This is a genomic window from Streptomyces sp. NPDC111802, from assembly GCF_055634335.1.
In genome coordinates this window covers 1-17,716 of sequence record NZ_JBVKCZ010000027.1, presented here as the reverse complement: position 1 = coordinate 17,716, position 17,716 = coordinate 1, and the positions used below count along the sequence as shown (strand labels likewise).

At 70.5% G+C, this 17,716-nt stretch carries 17 protein-coding genes and 2 tRNA genes; 4 read left to right on the top strand and 15 right to left on the bottom strand.

The window, feature by feature from the left end; all coding sequences use genetic code 11:
• Positions 1-330 precede the first annotated feature (330 nt).
• Together ACZ7NC_RS27550 and ACZ7NC_RS27545 are read left to right on the top strand one after the other, a co-directional pair.
• A complete protein-coding gene (locus ACZ7NC_RS27550; protein WP_471492256.1) occupies positions 331-1,629 on the top strand; it encodes a ferric reductase-like transmembrane domain-containing protein in 1,299 nt (432 codons plus the stop codon).
• Entirely contained in the window at positions 1,626-3,236 is a 1,611-nt protein-coding gene (locus ACZ7NC_RS27545; protein WP_471492155.1) for an NADH-ubiquinone oxidoreductase-F iron-sulfur binding region domain-containing protein, read from the top strand. Before ACZ7NC_RS27550 ends, ACZ7NC_RS27545 begins: the two co-directional genes overlap by 4 nt.
• A 124-nt stretch (positions 3,237-3,360) precedes the next feature.
• Here the strand turns inward: ACZ7NC_RS27545 and ACZ7NC_RS27540 are convergent.
• The 9 genes from ACZ7NC_RS27540 to ACZ7NC_RS27500 all read right to left on the bottom strand — a co-directional run bounded on the left by ACZ7NC_RS27540 (position 3,361) and on the right by ACZ7NC_RS27500 (position 8,719).
• Positions 3,361-3,433 (bottom strand) — tRNA-Ala (locus tag ACZ7NC_RS27540).
• 228 nt (positions 3,434-3,661) lie between these two features.
• A complete protein-coding gene (locus ACZ7NC_RS27535; RefSeq protein WP_003976229.1) occupies positions 3,662-3,895 on the bottom strand; it encodes a hypothetical protein in 234 nt (77 codons plus the stop codon).
• Between the two features lie 506 nt (positions 3,896-4,401).
• Positions 4,402-4,474, bottom strand: a tRNA-Ala gene (locus tag ACZ7NC_RS27530).
• A gap of 129 nt (positions 4,475-4,603) precedes the next feature.
• Complete coding sequence (locus ACZ7NC_RS27525; RefSeq protein ID WP_471492154.1) at positions 4,604-5,275, bottom strand: histidine phosphatase family protein; 672 nt, start codon at positions 5,273-5,275, stop codon at positions 4,604-4,606.
• Positions 5,272-5,718: a ribosome silencing factor gene (gene rsfS, locus ACZ7NC_RS27520; RefSeq protein WP_471492153.1), complete on the bottom strand. Its 447-nt coding sequence runs from the start codon at positions 5,716-5,718 to the stop codon at positions 5,272-5,274. The genes ACZ7NC_RS27525 and rsfS overlap by 4 nt, the downstream gene beginning before the upstream one ends.
• A gap of 99 nt (positions 5,719-5,817) precedes the next feature.
• Complete coding sequence (locus ACZ7NC_RS27515; RefSeq protein WP_471492152.1) at positions 5,818-7,521, bottom strand: LCP family protein; 1,704 nt, start codon at positions 7,519-7,521, stop codon at positions 5,818-5,820.
• Positions 7,522-7,546: 25 nt separating this feature from the next.
• Positions 7,547-8,185, bottom strand: a complete 639-nt coding sequence (gene nadD, locus ACZ7NC_RS27510; RefSeq protein ID WP_471492151.1) for a nicotinate-nucleotide adenylyltransferase — start codon at positions 8,183-8,185, stop codon at positions 7,547-7,549.
• 77 nt (positions 8,186-8,262) lie between these two features.
• On the bottom strand, positions 8,263-8,427 hold the full coding sequence (locus tag ACZ7NC_RS27505; protein WP_471492150.1) for a hypothetical protein: 165 nt from the start codon (positions 8,425-8,427) through the stop codon (positions 8,263-8,265).
• A gap of 130 nt (positions 8,428-8,557) precedes the next feature.
• Complete coding sequence (locus ACZ7NC_RS27500; RefSeq protein WP_370257849.1) at positions 8,558-8,719, bottom strand: hypothetical protein; 162 nt, start codon at positions 8,717-8,719, stop codon at positions 8,558-8,560.
• Positions 8,720-8,844: 125 nt separating this feature from the next.
• Here ACZ7NC_RS27500 and ACZ7NC_RS27495 point away from each other — a divergent pair, with 125 nt between their 5' ends.
• On the top strand, positions 8,845-9,954 hold the full coding sequence (locus tag ACZ7NC_RS27495) for a M48 family metallopeptidase (protein ID WP_471492149.1): 1,110 nt from the start codon (positions 8,845-8,847) through the stop codon (positions 9,952-9,954).
• Positions 9,955-10,033: 79 nt separating this feature from the next.
• Here ACZ7NC_RS27495 and ACZ7NC_RS27490 read toward each other — a convergent pair whose 3' ends face one another.
• From ACZ7NC_RS27490 to proB, 5 genes are all read right to left on the bottom strand, one after another.
• On the bottom strand, positions 10,034-11,116 hold the full coding sequence (locus ACZ7NC_RS27490) for an SCO2583 family membrane protein (RefSeq protein WP_471492148.1): 1,083 nt from the start codon (positions 11,114-11,116) through the stop codon (positions 10,034-10,036).
• Positions 11,117-11,237: 121 nt separating this feature from the next.
• Positions 11,238-11,813 carry an SCO2584 family spore wall biosynthesis protein gene (locus tag ACZ7NC_RS27485; protein ID WP_471492147.1) on the bottom strand — a complete coding sequence of 192 codons (576 nt, stop codon included), beginning with the start codon at positions 11,811-11,813 and terminating at the stop codon, positions 11,238-11,240.
• Positions 11,814-11,981: 168 nt separating this feature from the next.
• A complete protein-coding gene (locus tag ACZ7NC_RS27480; protein WP_471492146.1) occupies positions 11,982-13,268 on the bottom strand; it encodes a glutamate-5-semialdehyde dehydrogenase in 1,287 nt (428 codons plus the stop codon).
• A 75-nt stretch (positions 13,269-13,343) separates the two neighbouring features.
• On the bottom strand, positions 13,344-13,799 hold the full coding sequence (locus ACZ7NC_RS27475; protein WP_471492255.1) for a hypothetical protein: 456 nt from the start codon (positions 13,797-13,799) through the stop codon (positions 13,344-13,346).
• Positions 13,800-13,973: 174 nt separating this feature from the next.
• The gene (gene proB / locus ACZ7NC_RS27470) at positions 13,974-15,101 is read right to left on the bottom strand and encodes a glutamate 5-kinase (RefSeq protein ID WP_471492145.1); all 1,128 of its coding nucleotides are present in this window, start codon (positions 15,099-15,101) and stop codon (positions 13,974-13,976) included.
• A gap of 225 nt (positions 15,102-15,326) precedes the next feature.
• Here proB and ACZ7NC_RS27465 point away from each other — a divergent pair, with 225 nt between their 5' ends.
• Positions 15,327-17,375, top strand: coding sequence for a hypothetical protein (locus ACZ7NC_RS27465; protein WP_471492144.1), 2,049 nt, complete (start codon positions 15,327-15,329; stop codon positions 17,373-17,375).
• Here the strand turns inward: ACZ7NC_RS27465 and ACZ7NC_RS27460 are convergent.
• A partial coding sequence (locus tag ACZ7NC_RS27460) for an integrase core domain-containing protein (RefSeq protein WP_471492142.1) occupies positions 17,372-17,716 on the bottom strand: 345 nt, incomplete at its 5' end. The two genes, ACZ7NC_RS27465 and ACZ7NC_RS27460, sit on opposite strands and share 4 nt — an antisense overlap.

Sequence of the window (17,716 nt, the reverse complement as noted above, 5' to 3'; positions counted from 1 at the left end):
CGCGACGGGCTTCCGTGGGGCGCTTGACGGCGCTCACGAGGGGGCTCACATATGAACAACCGCGCCCCCCGCTCCGTACCTGAGAGTTGTGAAGACCTCGAAAAGCTGAACAACGTTCAATTGTTACCTGGCGTAACAGCCGCTAAGGGACAACGCCCGCCCCACCCAGCCCGTAGATAACAACGCAATAACTCAAACGCCGTACCCCCCGGTATGGAGCCACTTAGAGTGCGGCAGCGGGACCGCCTTCCCGAACCGCTCGGAGTTGCCCCCATGAACCCTCGTCGTAGTAACAGTTCGCTCCCCAGGACGGGCCGGTCGGCCTACGGGATGGCGACCGCTGCTGTTCTGCTGCTCATACCCCTGGTCGTGCTGCTCGGCGGCACCTGGCTCCAGGAGTTCCTCAACTTCGGCGCCGGCGTCCTGTCGCTCGTCTGTCTCACCTGCTCGGTGATCTGGGGCCTCGTCGCCCAGGACCGGATGATCCTCAACACCCGCCAGCGGATCATCGCGCAGGGCATCCACCGGGTGACGGCCGTGGCCTCGATCGCGTTCCTCATGGTGCACATCGGCGTCAAGCTGGCGCTGGACCACGCCAGCCCGATCGCCGCGCTGATCCCCTTCAGCCTGGTGTTCGCCGGCGGCAACGAGATCCCGGGCAGCGCCTTCCTCATCGGCCTGGGCTCCCTGGCCGCCCTTCTCATGATCTTCGTGGGCGTGACCGGCGCCCTGCGCAACCAGTTCGCCTCCCCGGCACCGATCGCCGCACGCTGGCGCGCGATGCACATGCTGGCCTACCCGGCCTGGTGCGCGGCCCTGATCCACGGTCTGTTCGCCGGCCGCCCGGCGAAGACCTTCTTCATGGTCTGCTACGAACTCTGCGTGGTCGCCGTCGCCGCGGCACTCGCCCTGCGCGCCTCGCCGCGCCCGGTCAAGCGCAAGTTCGCCGACCGGCTCGCGCAGCTCATCGGCAATGAGCCGGGGGCCCGCGAGGACCTGGAGGAGAGCCGCGCCAGGGCCGCGTCGGGGTCCTCCCTGCCGGGCTACGAGAGCGAGCGCCCGGCCCGGGGCCCGCGCGAGGAGCGAGCGTCACGCGACCAGCGGACCGGACCGCTGCCCGGCATGCCCTCCCAGGCGCCCTCGGCCGCGGAGACCACGGGCGGATTCGCCGCCGCCTACCGAGCCGTCTCACCCCGCTCCCGCGGACAGCGGCAGCAGCCGTACGCGGACCAGACCTCGCGCATGGACCTGCCCCTGGACCTCCAGCCGACGGAGGCGATCCCGCGCGTCGACGGCGGGGGCAGCGGCACCGGCAGCTGGCCCATCCCCTCCCCGCCGCCGGTCGGCGAGGCACCCCCGTCCGCCTACGACCCCCTGAACGACACGGGATACAACATCCCCGCCTATGGCAATCCGGGCACCCAGGGCTACGGTTCCGGCGCTGCGGGATACGGCTCGAGTGATGTGTACGACACCGCTGAGACAAACGCCGTCTTCGGTACGTACAACCAGAACGACACGTACAACAACAGCGGTCCCGCCACTGAAACATTCCCCGGTGCCTCCTACGACTTCGACGCACCGGGTTCGGGCGAACCTTGGAACACGCCTTCCGGAGGCTTTAAGTGAACGAGGCCCTGCCCGACGTACCCGAAGTCCGCGTGGTCGGACTTCCCCAGCTCACGTCGGGCTTCGACCTTGTCGAGAGACTCGATCTGCCCATGCATCTCAAGGTGCACGGGCCGCTCGAACCGTTGGGCGGCGAGCAACTCGCGAAGCTGGCCGAGAACATCAACCTGAAGGGACGCGGCGGCGCGGGCTTCCCCTTCCACAAGAAACTGCGCTCGGTCGCCGAGGCGGCGATCAAGCGCGGCGTACGGCCGGTCGTCGTCGTCAACGGCAGTGAGGACGAACCGGCCTGCCGCAAGGACACGGTGATGATCAACCGTGCCCCGCATCTCATCCTGGACGGCGCGCTGCTGTGCGCCGAGGCCCTGGGTGCCCGCACGCTCGTGGTGGCGGTCACCCGGGAGTCCACCCAGCGCTCCATGGAGGCCGCCCTCGCCGAGCGCGGCCTCAGCAACAGCCGTCGGTCCGCTCTACGCGCGTTCGTCCAGCGCAACCCGGTGCGCATGGTCACCGGCGCCGCGGCCTCCGTGATCCGCTCCATCGACGGCGGCCCGGCGATCCCGCCCGGCCGCAAGGTCAGCGCCTCGCAGAACGGCGTCGGCGGCGCCCCGACCCTGCTGTCCAACGCCGAGACGTTCGCACAGCTGGCCATCGCCGCCCGCATCGGCCCGGAGCGCTACGGCAACACCGGCCTGTACGACGAGCCGGGCACCGTCATGCTCACGGTCTCCGGCGCGGTCGCCCGTCCGATGGTCATCGAGGTGCCCACGGGCGTGCCGCTGCGCTACGTCCTTCAGCTCGCCGGCGCCCCGCCGGTGCCGCAGGGCGTGCTGACCGGCGGCTACCACGGCAAGTGGATCGACGCGGCGACGGTCAACGAGGCGATCGTCTCCCGCAACTCCCTGGACGCGGTGGGCGGTGCGCTCGGCGCCGGCGCGATCCTGCCGATCACTCAGGAGACCTGCCCGCTGGGCGAGTCGCTGCGGGTGGCGCAGTGGCTGGCGGAGGAGAGCGCGGGCCAGTGCGGCCCCTGCTACCTCGGTCTGCCGGCCGCCGCGCGCGGCCTGGAGGACATCCTCAACGGCGGCGGACCGGCCGCCCTGGAGGCGCTCAAGCAGGTCGCCAAGAACGTGAAGCGGCGCGGCGCGTGCTCGCACCCGGACGGCTCCGCGATGTTCCTGGAGTCGACCATCAAGGCCTTCACCGACGACCTCGCGGCGCACGTCCTCGGCAACGGCTGCGGACGGCCTGTGGAGGGCGTTCTGCCGCTCTTCGAGGGCGGCAGGGCCCCGTCGGGCATCCCGGGCGGCGCCGAGTCGGAGGAGAACGGCCCCAGCCGTCAGAAGATCTACGTCGACTGGACGCTGTGCCGCGGCCACGGCCTGTGCGCGGACATCCTCCCGGAGGTCTTCCAACTGGGCGCCGACGGCTTCCCGACCGTCGCCCAGGCGAAGGTCCCGCGCTACGCCGAGGCCAAGGCCCTGCGCGCGGTGCGCCGTTGCCCCGCCCTCGCCCTGCGCCTGGAGGAGGACACCCGCGCGCAGGACTCCTCCCGCAACCTGCCGGTCCTCTCCCAGGGCCGCGGCCGCCGCGCCCTCGGCCGCTGATCCCGCGTACGCGAGCAGAGGGGTCGTCCACACCGGACGGCCCCTCATTCGTCGCTGAAACCAAGGGACTCCACGCACGCAAAAAGATCCCGCCGGATCGATTCGACCCGGCGGGATCTCGCTGTGGAGCTAAGGAGAATTGAACTCCTGACCTCCTGCATGCCATGCAGGCGCTCTACCAACTGAGCTATAGCCCCTTGCTTGGTCCGCCAGGTTTCCCCGGCGGCGACGCCAACATTACCGGTCGACCGGGTGGAGCACCAAATCGTTTCCCGCCCGCGCCATTACGACCACCAATGTCCGATTCGCATCCCCTGTGGCGGGTGCCACATGGCTAACCCCGGGGACGGCACGAACTGCACCAAAACGGCGTCGAGTTGCATCCCTCAGGAACCCCGGCCGGACTCGGCCGGACTCAGCCGCACTCAAGCCGTGACGAAGGAATAGAAGCGCTTGAGCGTGCAGTGCTCTTCGAGGAGACGGCCGTAGATCGGTTCGCCCTCGAGTTCACGGTAGGTCTCGATCGGGTCGCCTTTTATGATCAGCGCCCGCGCGCATTCCTCACACCAGTACTGGTAGTCGGGGTTCACCGGTTCCATGTCGCGGACGATCGGCGTACCGCTGCCGCACCAGTCGCACTTTCGCCTGTGTGCACCCATCGATCAGCTCCAGCTGTGGCCGCAGGCCGTGCACACGTAGGAAATTCCACCGTTGTCACCGAGCAGTTGGGCGACGTGGACGGAGCCGCAGGAAGGGCAGCTGAGGCGGGTGATCGTATCCCGTGTCAATGCTGCATCGAAGAGGTGACCGACCTCTTCGAGGATGCTCGCAGGCATCACTACTCCCTCCCGTCCGGGCCGCGCCCCCTTCCGGCCGTTTGATTCTGCCACGGCCGGACCAATACGGTCAGCGACGCCTCAGTACCAGTCCGGACACGGCAGCCTCCACGGCCGTACGAACCGTGCGAACACGCACCCCAAAGCGCCTCCTGAGAGGTATACGCCGCCGGGACCCAAGTCACTCAAGCCGGACCGGAACAGTTCGACATGGATCGACAACACGTGCGAACCGGTCGTGCCGGCCCGGCCGTTGATCGGGACATCCGGTGCGGATACCAGAAGATCCCGTCGATCGAAGTGATCGACGGGATCTTGTTGTCTCGCTGTGGAGCTAAGGAGAATTGAACTCCTGACCTCCTGCATGCCATGCAGGCGCTCTACCAACTGAGCTATAGCCCCTTGCCACGCGACCGAGCCGCATGTTGTCTCGCCTCCCGCTCGGCGGGGCGAACAAGAAGAACTCTAGCCTGTGACCTGCCGGAAAGTGAAATCCGGGTTCCCGGGCCGTCCCGGCCGGGATACCCGGCCTCAGTCGTCGTCGCCGAGCACCGGCTCCGGCAGCGTGCCGGCGTTGTGCTCCAGCAGGCGCCAGCCGCGCGCGCCCTCGCCCAGCACGGACCAGCAGCAGTTGGTCAGGCCGCCGAGGCTCTCCCAGTGCCGGGCCTGCAGGCCGAGGAGGCGGCCGATGGTCGTACGGATCGTGCCGCCGTGGCTGACCACGACGAGCGTGCCGTTGTCCGGGAGCTTCTCGGCGTGCCGGAGCACCACGGGCGCGGCGCGGTCGGCGACCTCGGTCTCCAGTTCGCCGCCGCCGCGGCGGACCGGCTCGCCGCGCTTCCACGCGGCGTACTCCTCGCCGAACCGGGCGATGATCTCCTCGTGCGTCAGCCCCTGCCAGACACCGGCGTAGGTCTCACGCAGACTTTCGTCGTGCGTCACCTCCAGGCCGGTGAGCGCGGCCAGCTCGGCGGCCGTGTTCGCTGCCCGCTGGAGGTCGGAGGCGACGATCGCGTCGGGCTTGAGGCCGGCGAGCAGCCGGGCGGCGCGACGGGCCTGGGAGACGCCTGCCTCGGTGAGCGGGACGTCCGTGGAGCCCTGGAAGCGGCGCTCCACGTTCCAGGAGGTCTGGCCGTGCCGCCACAGGATGACGCGGCGTCCGCGGCCGGACTTGCCCGCGGACACCTCGCCGGTGGCGCTCATCGCCACTCACCGCCCAGCTCGGCCGCCTCCTCGGCGGCCTGGAGCTTGGCGTGCTCCGCGGCCTTGCCGCGGGTGGCCTTGGCGTCGTCGGGCAGCGCGATCTCGGGGCAGTCCTTCCACAGCCGCTCCAGGGCGTAGAAGACGCGCTCCTCGCTGTGCTGGACGTGGACGACGATGTCGACGTAGTCGAGCAGCACCCAGCGGGCCTCACGGTCGCCCTCGCGGCGCACCGGCTTGGCGCCGAGCTCCTTCTGGAGCCGCTCCTCGATCTCGTCGACGATCGACTTGACCTGGCGGTCGTTGGGCGCGGAGGCCAGCAGGAAGGCGTCCGTGATCGACAGGACGTCGCTGACGTCGTAGGCGATGATGTCGTGCGCGAGCTTGTCGGCGGCCGCCTGGGCGGCGGTGTTGACGAGCTCAAGGGAACGGTCGGTAGCGGTCACTACAAGGCTTTCGATCGGCGGACACTTGCCCTCAAGGGTCTCACGGACCGCCGACAGCACCCCACGTGATTATCGGCTCACGTGGGGTGCGCCGCGCGTTCACTCGGACGACGACTCGTAGTCCTGGCCGAGCACGACCGAGACGTCCGCGTTCCCCGACACCTCGCCCTTGCCGACGGCGTCGGCGGACAGGCCCAGGGTCTTGGCCACCTCGGTGGCGTTGTCCTTGTCGGCGGCGTCGGCGTAGACGACCTTCGAGGTGGCCGCGGTGGACGCGGTGCCGCCCTCCAGGAAGGTGAAGCCGCCGTTCAGCAGCACCACGCGGGCCTTGCCGGTGTTGTCCTTGACCCCGCTGGCGTTGCGGACGGACACACGGACCGCGGCGTCCTTGTCGGGGCTCTTGGCGGTGCCGCCGAGGACGTCCTTGACGACGCCCGCGCTCGCCTGCGCGCTCAGCGTGCCGTCGGTCTGGACGGGCAGCATGGCCGTCTTGTAGTCGCCGCCCTTGGCGAGGTCGGCGAGCCTGGCGAGGAAGGCGCCGAGGTCCTTGTCGGTCAGCGGCGGCTCGAGGATCATGCCGAGGGTCTGCACGGTGGTGGTCGCGCCCTGTGTGTCCGAGGTCAGCTTGCGCAGCATGGCCTGCATGACCTGTCCGAACCGCTCCAGCTGGGCGTTCTGCGCCTCGCCAGGGCCCTGGTAGGTGGCGTAGGCGACGGCCGTCTTGCCGCTGAGGGTCTGGGCCTTGCCCTTGCGCACGAGGGGCGCGGCGCTCTTGGACTTGGCGTTCGGGTCGGGCACCTCGGTGTTGGTGTCGACCTCGATGTTGCCGACCAGGTCGACGAGGTTCTGCAGATACGGCGTGTCCAGCCGCCAGGTGCCCTGGATCTCGGTGCCGAGGACGGTGTCGATCGCGTCGCGCGTCCCGGAGGAGCCGTCGTCGTCGACGGACTTGGCGAGCGTGGTCGTGCTGCCGTCGTCGCCGGTCAGGGCGAGTGCGTTGGGCAGCAGCACGGTCGTGCCCTGCTTGGTGGTGGTGTTGTCGACGAGCAGCGCCGTGGAGGTGCCGCCCTTCTTGGTGTTGTGCAGATGGACGACGATCACGTCACGCTTCTGGGCGGCCACGGGCGTCGCGGTGCCGGTCTTGTCGTCCGACGAGGTCAGGGCGGGCAGCTTCCCGGCGTACCAGAGGTAGCCGACGCCACCGGCCGCGGCGATCGCCAGGACGACCACGACGGCGATCACACGCGCGCGTGCCCGTCGCTTGGCCTCCTCGCGGCGCTCGGTGCGGTTCTCGGTGAACTTCAGCCAGTCGATGACGTCCTCGGAGTCCTGGTCGGGCTCCTCGACGAAGGCGAACTGCTCGGTGCGGTAGTCCCGGTCGCCGCGCTCCTGGCCGACCGGTTGCTCGACCGGCCCGGCCTGCTGCGGGATGTAGGCGGTCTGCTCGGCGACCCGCGGTTGCTGCCCGCTGGTGGCGGTACGGCCATACGGGTCGTACGGCGGCGAGTGCGCGCCCGCCTGCTGGTGGTGGGTGCCGGTGCCGTACACGTCGTAGGAGGACGTGGGCGGCTGCTGACCGGTGTCACCGGCCGCATAGGGGTCGTACGACTGCACCGGCTGCTGCTGGCCGGTCGCGTACGGGTCGTAACCGTATCCCTGCTGTGCGTAGGGGTCGTACTGCTGCTGGGGCGGCCGTTGCGGCGGGAGCTGCCGGTACACCGGCCGCCCGTACTCGTCGTAACCGACGAGTTCGTACTGGTCGGCGCCCTGTCCTGCGGCCCCCGCGTCGTATCGGTCGTTCACCGGTAGCCCCTCTCGGCTCACTGCCTCACTCGCCGCGGTACAGCTCACGTTTGTCGATGTAGCGCACGACTCCGTCGGGCACCAGATACCAGATGGGATCTTCCTTCGCGACTCTCGCGCGGCAATCGGTGGACGAGATGGCCAGCGCGGGAACCTCCACCAGCGAGACGCCGCCCTCCGGAAGACCCGCGTCGTCGAGGTGGTGGCCGGGCCGGGTGACCCCGACGAAGTGCGCGAGGGAGAACAGCTCCTCCGAGTCGCGCCAGGTCAGGATCTGGCCGAGGGCGTCGGCGCCGGTGATGAAGAAGAGGTCCGTGTCGGGATTGAGCGCGCGTAGATCGCGCAGCGTGTCCACCGTGTACGTCGGGCCGCCGCGGTCGATGTCGATACGGCTGACGGAGAACTGCGGGTTCTCGGCCGTGGCGATGACCGTCATCAGATAGCGGTCCTCGGCCGGGGAGACGTGCCGGTGGCTCTTCTGCCAGGGCTGGCCGGTCGGCACGAACACGACCTCGTCGAGGTGGAACTGCGCGGCGACCTCGCTGGCCGCGACGAGGTGGCCGTGGTGGATCGGGTCGAACGTTCCGCCCATGACGCCTAGGCGGCGCTTTCCGGTGTTCGACGGGCCGTTTCCGGGGCCGGTAGGCATGTCCTGCTCTCCCATGCGTGCAGACCCTACCGGCCCCGCCTGAGAGCTCCGGCCGACCGTGGGCCGGGCGGAGACAGGGGGCTGGCCGGGACTCAGCGGTCGCGGTTGAAGCGGGTGGTGATCCACAGCAGCAGCAGGAGGATGAGGAAGGCGCCGCCACCGGTGGCCAGCGGGCTGATGCTGTCGTGGTTGCCGCCGTGCTCCTCACCCTCCGCGGCGAGGGTGACCAACTGGGCAGCTGCGCTGTGGATGCTCATCTTCGGCGTGACCTATCGGTGTGGGCGGGATAAAGATGTCGGCTCATCGTATGCGGGCGCCATGACGGGGATCACGCCGACTCCACCGTTGGGGCGCCCGCGACGACCAGCGGGCAACCATCCCGACGGTTCAGTCGTCCTTCTGCCTGTAGCCGCGCAACAGGAACCACGCGGTCAGCACACAGCCCACGACCATCACGATCAGTACGACCCGGAGCAGATTTCCCGCCCCCTGCTGCTCGGCTGCGCTCGCGGCCTCGGTGAGCCAGGCGGCCGCGGGGTTGTGCTCCATGACGCGGAACTCCTTCGCTGTAGTGCCCGTCCACGGTAACTCCGCCTAGGCTGGGCTCTGCTTCGGGGGCGGAAAGGGCGGAACAAGGCTCCGCAAAGGGCCGAGAGAGACCCATCCAGACGCACATGGGGGAAGACATGTCCGACGGCCACGAGCACAACGGGCACGAGAACGTACCCAGCAGGCAGCGCAGGCGTTTCCCGGGGATCTCCTCGCGTGCGTACGAACACCCGGCGGACCGCTCGGCCCTGGTGGCCCTGCGCAAGCTCAGCGGCTTCGACACGGTCTTCAAGGCGCTGAGCGGACTGCTGCCCGAGCGCAGCCTCAGGCTGCTGTTCCTTTCCGACTCCGTGCGGGTCTCGGACCAGCAGTTCGCGTACCTCAACGACATGCTGCGGGACGCCTGTTACATCCTGGACCTGGAGAAGGTCCCGCCGATGTACGTCAACCAGGACCCGGTGCCGAACGCGATGTGCATCGGCCTGGACGAGCCGATCATCGTCGTCACCACGGGGCTGGTCGAGCTGCTCGACGAGGAGGAGATGCGGGCGGTGGTCGGCCACGAGGTGGGCCACGCCCTCTCCGGTCACTCGGTGTACCGCACGATCCTGCTGTTCCTGACCAGCCTCGCCGTCCGGGTCGCGTGGATCCCGCTGGGCAACCTCGCGATCATGGCGATCGTGACGGCGCTGCGGGAGTGGTTCCGCAAGTCGGAGCTCTCCGCCGACCGGGCCGGCCTGCTCGTCGGCCAGGACCTCCATGCCTCGATGCGCGGCCTGATGAAGCTCGCGGGCGGCCACCATCTGCACGAGATGAACGTGGACGCGTTCCTGAAGCAGGCCGATGAGTACGAGGCCGGCGGCGACCTGCGCGACTCGGTCCTGAAGATCCTGAACGTCCTGCCGCGCTCCCACCCCTTCACCACGGTCCGCGCGGCCGAGCTGAAGAAGTGGGCCGAGACCCGCGACTACCAGCGGATCATGGACGGCCACTACCCGCGCCGCGACGCGGACAAGGACACCTCGGTCACCGACTCCTTCCGCGATTCGGCGTCCCACTACGCCAGCCATGTGAAGTCCTCAAAGGACCCCCTGATGAAGCTGGTCACGGACATCGCCGGGGGCGCGGGCGATCTGGGCGGCCGGGTCCGCCGCGGCTTCGGCGGCTTCACGAGCGCACCGCCGAAGGACGAGCCGAGGCAGGACGGCACGGACGACGCCGGAACCGACAACTGACGGCCGGATGCCGAAGCGGGGGCCTGCGGGCCGCGGGCCCCCGGCACAGCGGCCGCGAGCCCTCAGAACGTCCCGGCGCTCACACCTTCGGCTGCGACCCCGCCGCCAGCGACCCGCACAGCGCCGTCGCCCCACCCGTGGCATAGGGGTCGGTGCCGGCCGGGCCGCCCTCCTTCGCCGTCTGGCCCGCCAGCAGCGGATGCAGCCGGTTCGTGGAGTCGTCGGCGCAGGACAGCGGCCCGGCCTGGACGTAGGAGACGACCAGCTGGGCCTGGTGCAGCCGCAGGTCCTCGCGGTCGAACCGGAAGTGCAGCTCCCGCCGCACGGTGAACAGCGACGCCTCGGCCGCCTTCTCACCGGCCCCGGCCTTCACCGCCCGTAGCGCATACACAAACGTGTGATCGGCCGTGACCTCGAGCGTCGACGAGTCGGTCTCTGCGGCCTGGAGCGTTCCCTGCACCCGGATCTTGCGATCGGCGAGCTGCGCCTGCGAGGAGTCGAAGCGAACCAGCCACCCGGTCGGAGCGTGCCGCCCGTCCGCGGCCGGATGCCTGAAGCTCTGGTCGAACTGGTCCAGTTGGTCGGGGTCCAGCAGCACCCGCACCGGACGGACCTGGTCACCGGTCAGCACCTCGGGATACAGCGAGGACCGCACGATGTAGTCCTTCGCGATGCTCAGCGCGCCCGTGACCTGGCTGTCCGAGAAGTGCGCGGTACGCCGCGCGGCCGGCAGCGGTATTCCCTCCGCGCCGATCCGGAACTGCGCGGCGGGACTGTGCGCGTACAGCAGGTCCGTGTCGCTGGTGCCGGGCACCTCGCCCTCCGGCGCGAGCGGAATCACGGTCATCCGCAGCGGCTCGACGGGCGGCCCGGAACCGGCCGGGCTCTGGTAGGGGTGCCGTACACCCATGTAGATCGCCGTACCGAAGGCCACGGCGATCAACAGGACGAGGACGAGAGCCTGCCGGGACAGGCCCCGGCGCATGGGTGGACGGCGGCGCACGGCGGGCGCGTGGTCGGCCATCCGCTCCTGTGCGGAGAACTCCTGAAGGCGGGCAGCACGGACGAACGATTCGTCGAAGACGACGGATCGGTACTCTTCCTCGCCACCTCCGGGGCCGCCTTCGGGTGTCCCCTCAGGTGGGTCTCCAGGCCCTCCCATATCTTCAGGGTAGGTCGCGGAGAGCTCGGGTAAACGCCCTGCTACACGACAAGTTCTGACAGGTTCTCACCAGGATCGTGCGACGGCTCCCAGTGGCGCTCAGGCCCTCGATCGGGCCCGATCAGGGCGTTCGCGGGGTCGCCGGGACGGCCGGCGGCAAGGAGTCGGCGGACGCGGAGGGTGCCGGTCCGCTGCCCTGTTCCAGGCCGGTGGACGCCGGCGGCGGGACCTGGTCGCGGCTGCCCGAGGAGGCGCCGCGATAGACCGCCGTGAAGGCCAGCGCGACCATGCCGATGCCCATCACCAGGGCGAGGATCCAGGCGACGGGACGATGCCAGCGGACCTGCCTGCCGTACGTCCCGGGGGCGCCGTAGTGGCCTTCGAGGATGTCCGTGTCGTCCAGATCGTCCAGCTCGGGATCATGGCCGAAAGCGGGGCGGCCGTCGGGGCCGTACCCCTCGTCGTACCGCTCGCCCCGGCCGTGGGCGCGGCGCGCTTCCGCTTCGGAGGCCTCGGCTCTGGCCTGGGCGGCGGCCAGGAGGCGCTCGACGGCGGTCGGCTCGTGCACCACGGCCGCCTGTACGAAGGCCTCGTCGAAGACCACGGAGGCGAACTCTTCGTCCGACACCCCGCGGTCGTGGTCGTCGTCGGGCTCCCAGCCGTCAGGGAACGGCGTGCCCCCCACGTCCTCCGGCACGGGATCCAGAGTAGTCCTGGGGGGTCAATTTGGGCAGACGGTATGGAAATTCATCCGCCTGGTGAGACGCCTCTCGTGCGGCACGGAAGCGGGCCGGGGGCGCGTGTCGGACGCATATGCCCTGGCCGCGCGCCCCGCGCCGGGGCGTCCTTCAATGCGCCGTACGGCTCAGCGCCGTACGTGCCCGTCCCCGGTGACGATGTACTTCGTGCTGGTCAGCTCCGGCAGCCCCATCGGGCCGCGGGCGTGCAGCTTCTGCGTGGAGATGCCGATCTCCGCGCCGAAGCCGAACTGGCCGCCGTCGGTGAAGCGGGTGGAGGCGTTCACCGCGACCGTCGTGGAGTCGACCAACTGGGTGAAGCGGCGGGCCGCCGGCTGCGAGGTGGTGACGATGGCCTCGGTGTGCCCGGAGGTCCACAGCCGGATGTGCTCGACGGCCTTGTCCAGCGAGTCCACGACCGCGGCGGCGATGTCGTACGACAGGTACTCGGTCTCCCAGTCCTCGGCCGTGGCCTCGACGACGGTCGCCTTGGAGTCCTTGGCGTACGCCATCACCCGCTCGTCGGCGTGCACGGTCACCCCGGCCTCCGCGAGGGCGTCCAGGGCCCGCGGCAGGAACTCGGGGGCGATGTCCTGGTGGACCAGGAGGGTCTCGGCGGCGTTGCAGACGCTGACGCGATGGGCCTTGGAGTTGATCAGGATCTCGATCGCCATGTCGAGGTCGGCGTGGGCGTCGACGTAGACATGGCAGTTGCCGGTGCCGGTCTCGATCACCGGGACGATGGACTCCGTGACGACCGTCTGGATCAGCGAGGCACCGCCGCGCGGGATCAGCACGTCGACGAGCCCGCGGGCCCGCATCAGCTCGCGCACGCTCTCCCGGCTCTCGCCGGGCACCAGCTGCACGGCGTCGGCCGGCAGCCCCGCCCCGCCCACGGCGTCCCTGATCACCCGGACCAGCGCGCTGTTCGACTCGTACGCCGACGCCGAGCCGCGCAGCAGCACCGCGTTGCCGGACTTCAGGCAGAGGGCGGCGGCGTCCACGGTGACGTTCGGACGGGCCTCGTAGATGATCCCGACGACGCCCAGCGGGACGCGGACCTGGCGCAGGTCGATGCCGTTGGGGAGGGTGGAGCCGCGCACGACCTCGCCGACCGGGTCGGGCAGCGCGACGACGTCCCGTACGTCGGAGGCGATGGCCCGCACGCGCTCCGGCGTCAGCGTCAGCCGGTCGATGATCGCCTCGCTGGTGCCGGCCTCGCGGGCCTTGGCGATGTCCTTGGCGTTGGCCTCGACGATCTCGCTCGTACGGACCTCCAGCGCGTCCGCGATGGCGAGCAGCGCGTCGTCCTTCTCGGCCCGCGGCAGCGGGGCGAGGTCGGCGGCGGCGGCCTTGGCGCGGTAGGCGGCCCGGTTGACCGGGGACATGGAGTCGTACGGCGAGAGCGTGGTCATGGAATGAAGGGTAGTGCGGTTGCCCGGCCGGTCCATCGCGCATTCCGAACCGCGAGACAAGCCGCCCAGGGCCGCTCAATAAGGATGGACACCCACCGGAGTCGCCGGTGGCGGTCCGTAGCCCTCGGCGACGCGCTGGTGGTAGGTCTCGCGGTCGATGACCTCCAGGCCGACGATCTCCCAGGGCGGCAGTCCCGCGCTCTGCCGGTGCTCGCCCCACAGCCGCAGGGCGACGGCCGCCGCGTCGTGCAGATCGCGGGCCTCCTCCCAGTAGCGGATCTCGGCGTGGTCGCCCGCATACCGGCTGGTCAGCAGAAAGGGGTGGTCGTGGGCGAGCTGTTCGAGGGCGCGCCGCACCTCCTGCAGCGGGGCCTCCTGGCCGGAGACGCTGAGGGTGACATGCCACAGGCGGGGCAGGTCCTTGGGCTGCTCGTAGCGGTCGCCGGCCGCCACACTCGTCAAGGCGCGCTCCTCACCGGCCGCACGGGACGAGGCCCCACCGGCACTGCGGGACGCCGTCCCAGGGCGCACTCGTCTCACGACGGCCTCCTTCACGCAGTGACCGACCTCGATGGTCGTACGGAATCTGTCCCTCAGACAAAGTTGAGCAGGCCGCAAGGGCTCGCGGGGCGATTTTGCGGAACGTCCACCTCAGGGCGAAGTTTGAAACGGGGCGTTCCCCCTGTTTTCGGCCCCGCCCGTCCGTCAGGGCTCCAGGATCACCAGGTCGTCCCGGTGCACGACCTCCCGCTCGTACTCCGCCCCCAGCTCCCGCGCCAGTTCCCGCGTCGAGCGCCCGAGCAGCTGCGGCATCTCCTTGGCGTCGAAGTTGACGAGCCCGCGTGCGACCGCGCGCCCCGCGCTGTCGCGCAGTTCGACCGGGTCACCCGCGCTGAACTCGCCCTCGACGGCGGCGATCCCGGCCGGTAGCAGGGACTTGCGGCGCTCCACGACCGCCCGTACCGCGCCGTCGTCAAGGGTGAGCGACCCCTGGGGCGTGGACGCGTGCTGGAGCCACAGCAGACGGTCGGCGGAGCGCTTGCCGGTGGCGTGGAAGTAGGTGCCGGTGTCACCGCCGGACAGCGCCTCCGCGACGTGGACCGCGCTGGTCAGGACGACCGGGATACCGGCCGCGGCCGCGATCCGGGCCGCCTCGACCTTGGTGACCATGCCGCCGGTGCCGACGCCGGCCTTGCCCGCGCTGCCGATCTCGACGTGCGCGAGATCCTCCGGCCCCCGCACCTGAGCTATCCGCGAGGTCCCCGGCTTGCTGGGGTCGCCGTCGTACACGCCGTCCACATCGGACAGCAGCACCAGCAGGTCCGCCCGCACCAGATGGGCGACCAGGGCGGCGAGCCGGTCGTTGTCGCCGAAGCGGATCTCGTCCGTGGCGACCGTGTCGTTCTCGTTGACGATCGGGAACGCGCCCATCGCGAGGAGCTTGTCGAGGGTGCGCGAGGCGTTGCGGTGGTGGACGCGGCGGCTCATGTCGTCGCTGGTCAGCAGCACCTGGCCGACACGGACGCCGTAGCGGGCGAAGGAGGCGGTGTAGCGGGCGACGAGAAGGCCCTGGCCGACACTGGCCGCGGCCTGCTGGCGGGCCAGGTCCTTGGGGCGGCGGCGCAGGCCCAGCGGGGCGAGTCCGGCCGCGATGGCGCCGGAGGAGACCAGGACGACCTCCCGCTCCCCGCCGCTGCGGCTCTTGGCGAGGACGTCGACGAGCGCGTCGACCCGGTCGGCGTCCAGACCGCCGGACGCGGTGGTCAGCGACGAGGAGCCCACCTTGACGACGACCCTGCGGGCCTCGCACACACCCTGCCTTGCCCCTGCCACCTGTGCTCTTTTCCCTCGCTCGGATGCCGGTCGCCGGTCCCGTTTCCCTGACCCGAAATCTACGCGAAGCGGATCGTGCGGCGCGCACCGGTCCAGCGTCCGGACAGCCGGCGCCTGAGCACTCCGCGCCACTCAGGACCCGCAGGACACGTGCGTGTCGTCTACAGGCCGCCGTGCGTTAACCCGGGCGCACGACGTCCCGCCACGACCTTGGAGTGACCGCAGTTGCCCACACCTCTGTCCCGCATCCCGGCGAGAGCGCTCGTCACGGCTCTCCTGGCCGCGGCCTTCTGCGCCCAGGCCGCGGCGGCGCTGCGCCCGCACGTCCCGCTGCTGCTCGCCGCGACGGTCGTGTCCCTGGCCGTCGAGGGCATGCTGTACCGCTGGCACCGCGGTGTGCTGTCGGTGTTCGCCAAGTCGCACGCGGACATCACCGTGCGGCACGTGCTGCGGGACCTGCTGCTGGTCGTGGCCCTGCTGAGGCTGGGCGAGCAACACCGCGAGGCGCTGTACACCCCGCCGGTCGCGGGCCTGCTGGCGTTCTACGCCCTGCACTGCGCGATCCAGGCGCTCTCGGTGCTGGTCCGGCGAACCCGCACCCTGCCGGTGGTCACCCGCAACATCGACGCCTCCGCCCTGCGCCTGTCCCCCGCCCCGCCGCTCCTGCTGCGCCGCCCCGGCGACCGTCTGCCGGTCTTCGGCCTCCCGGCCACCGCGGGCCTGCTGACCACGGCGGCCACCGACGACCCGCGCTGCGCGGCCCTCGGCGTCGCGCTGTCCCTGGGCCTCGCGCTGCTGGGCCTGTACGACCTTGCCGTACGGCTGCTGCCGAGCCGACGCCCGGCGGGCGAGCGGGAGACGCTGGACTGGCTCGACGCCTGGCTCGCGGAGTACCGGCCGACGGTCGGCCTGTACTTCTCCGGCGGCGCGTCCTCGGCGTACCAGGCGAACATGTGGCTGGAGCCCCTCGCGAACGTGGACGGGCGTCCGCTGATCGTGCTGCGGGAGCGGTTCATGGTGCCGAAGATCGGCCCGACCGACGTGCCGATCCTGTGTCTGCCGAAGGTCTCCACGCTGATGCGTCTGGAGGAGTCCTCGCTCCAGGTCCTCATCCACCCCTCGAACTCCGGCAAGACCTCCCAGGTCCTGCGCATCCCCACGCTCAAGCACACCTTCGTCAACCACGGGGAGAGCGACAAGCTGTCGTCCTGCAACCCGTACGCGAAGGCCTACGACGAGGTGTGGGTGGCCGGTCCGGCGGCGCGGGAGCGGTACGCGCTGGCCGAGGTCGGCGTCGAGGACAAGGACGTGGTGGAGATCGGCCGCCCGCAGCTGGACGCCGTGAGGCCGTACGAGGGTGCGCCGACGGGTGCGTGTACGACGGTCCTGTACGCGCCGACCTGGGAGGGCTGGGACGGCAACCCGGGCAACACCTCGGTGATCGAGGCCGGCGAGAACCTCGTACGGGCGCTGCTCGCGGACCCGGGCGTGCGGCTGCTGTACAAGCCGCATCCGCTGACGGGGTCGGTGGATCCGCGGGCCGGGGCGGCCGATCTGCGCATCCGTGAGCTGATCCGGGCGGCGAACCGGGAGCGGACGGGCGAGCGGCCGCAGGACACGGGTGAACTAGCGCTGCTTACACAGGAGTTGGACCGCCTCACCACGACCGATGTGCGGGCGGGCGCCGATCAGGTCGAGCGGATGATGCTCCAGTCGGCGCCGGAGCCGGGGCGGGCGGAGGCGGTGGCGGCGGCCACGGCGGCCTGGGAGGAGGCGTACTGGGCCTCGCTGCCCGAGGGGGAGCACCAGGTCGTCACGGACGTGCGGCCCGCGCTGTACGCCTGCTTCGACCGGGCGGACCTGCTGATCAGCGATGTGTCCAGCGTGATCAGCGACTTCCTGGCGAGCGGGAAGCCGTACGCCGTGGCGAACACCAGCGGCCTCGCCGAGGACGTGTTCCGCAAGGCCTTCCCGACCGTGCGCGCGGCGACCGTGCTGTCGCCGGACGCGGCCGGGGTGCCGGACCTGCTGGACGCGGTACGGCACCCCGAGAAGGACGAACTGGCCGAGGCGCGGGCGGAGTTGAAGCGCCACCTGCTGGGGCCGGACGAGCCGACGTCACAGGTGCGCTTCAACGAGGCCGTGCGGGCACTGTGTTCGGCGGCCCGGGAGCACCGGGCGCGGATGGCGGAGCGGCTGGCGGCGGAGATCTCCACGGAGATCCCGGACCAACGGCGGCCCACTACGCCGCCGCAGCCCGCCCACCCGGCCTAGGTGTGTTGTCCGGGCAGGTTGGTGACGCGGCTGGCTGGGGTGTGGCCGCTGATGCCGGTGTGGGGTCGGTGGTAGTTGTACCAGTCCAGCCAGTCAGGGAATGTGGCCTGTCGTTCGGCGTCTGAGGTGTAGGGCTGGTGGTAGGCCCATTCGTCGAGCAGGGTGCGGTGGAAGCGTTCGACCTTGCCGTTGGTCTGGGGCCGCCAGGGCCGGGTCCAGCGGGGGCTGATGCCCAGGTCGCGGCAAGTCTGGCGCCAGGTGTTCTTGGTGTAGGCCCAGGCGTTGTCGGTGAGGACCCGTTCGATCTTGATGCCCTGTCCGGCGAACCAGGCGGTGGCACG

Coding starts and splice junctions, on each gene's coding strand:
- ACZ7NC_RS27550 (WP_471492256.1), top strand. CDS start 331: ATGGCGACCGCTGCTGTTCTGCTGCTCATACCCCTGGTCGTGCTGCTC.
- ACZ7NC_RS27535 (WP_003976229.1), bottom strand. CDS start 3,895: ATGGGTGCACACAGGCGAAAGTGCGACTGGTGCGGCAGCGGTACGCCG.
- ACZ7NC_RS27525 (WP_471492154.1), bottom strand. CDS start 5,275: ATGAGCGCCACCGGCGAGGTGTCCGCGGGCAAGTCCGGCCGCGGACGC.
- nadD (WP_471492151.1), bottom strand. CDS start 8,185: ATGGGAGAGCAGGACATGCCTACCGGCCCCGGAAACGGCCCGTCGAAC.
- ACZ7NC_RS27505 (WP_471492150.1), bottom strand. CDS start 8,427: ATGAGCATCCACAGCGCAGCTGCCCAGTTGGTCACCCTCGCCGCGGAG.
- ACZ7NC_RS27500 (WP_370257849.1), bottom strand. CDS start 8,719: ATGGAGCACAACCCCGCGGCCGCCTGGCTCACCGAGGCCGCGAGCGCA.
- ACZ7NC_RS27495 (WP_471492149.1), top strand. CDS start 8,845: ATGGGGGAAGACATGTCCGACGGCCACGAGCACAACGGGCACGAGAAC.
- ACZ7NC_RS27490 (WP_471492148.1), bottom strand. CDS start 11,116: ATGGGAGGGCCTGGAGACCCACCTGAGGGGACACCCGAAGGCGGCCCC.
- ACZ7NC_RS27480 (WP_471492146.1), bottom strand. CDS start 13,268: ATGACCACGCTCTCGCCGTACGACTCCATGTCCCCGGTCAACCGGGCC.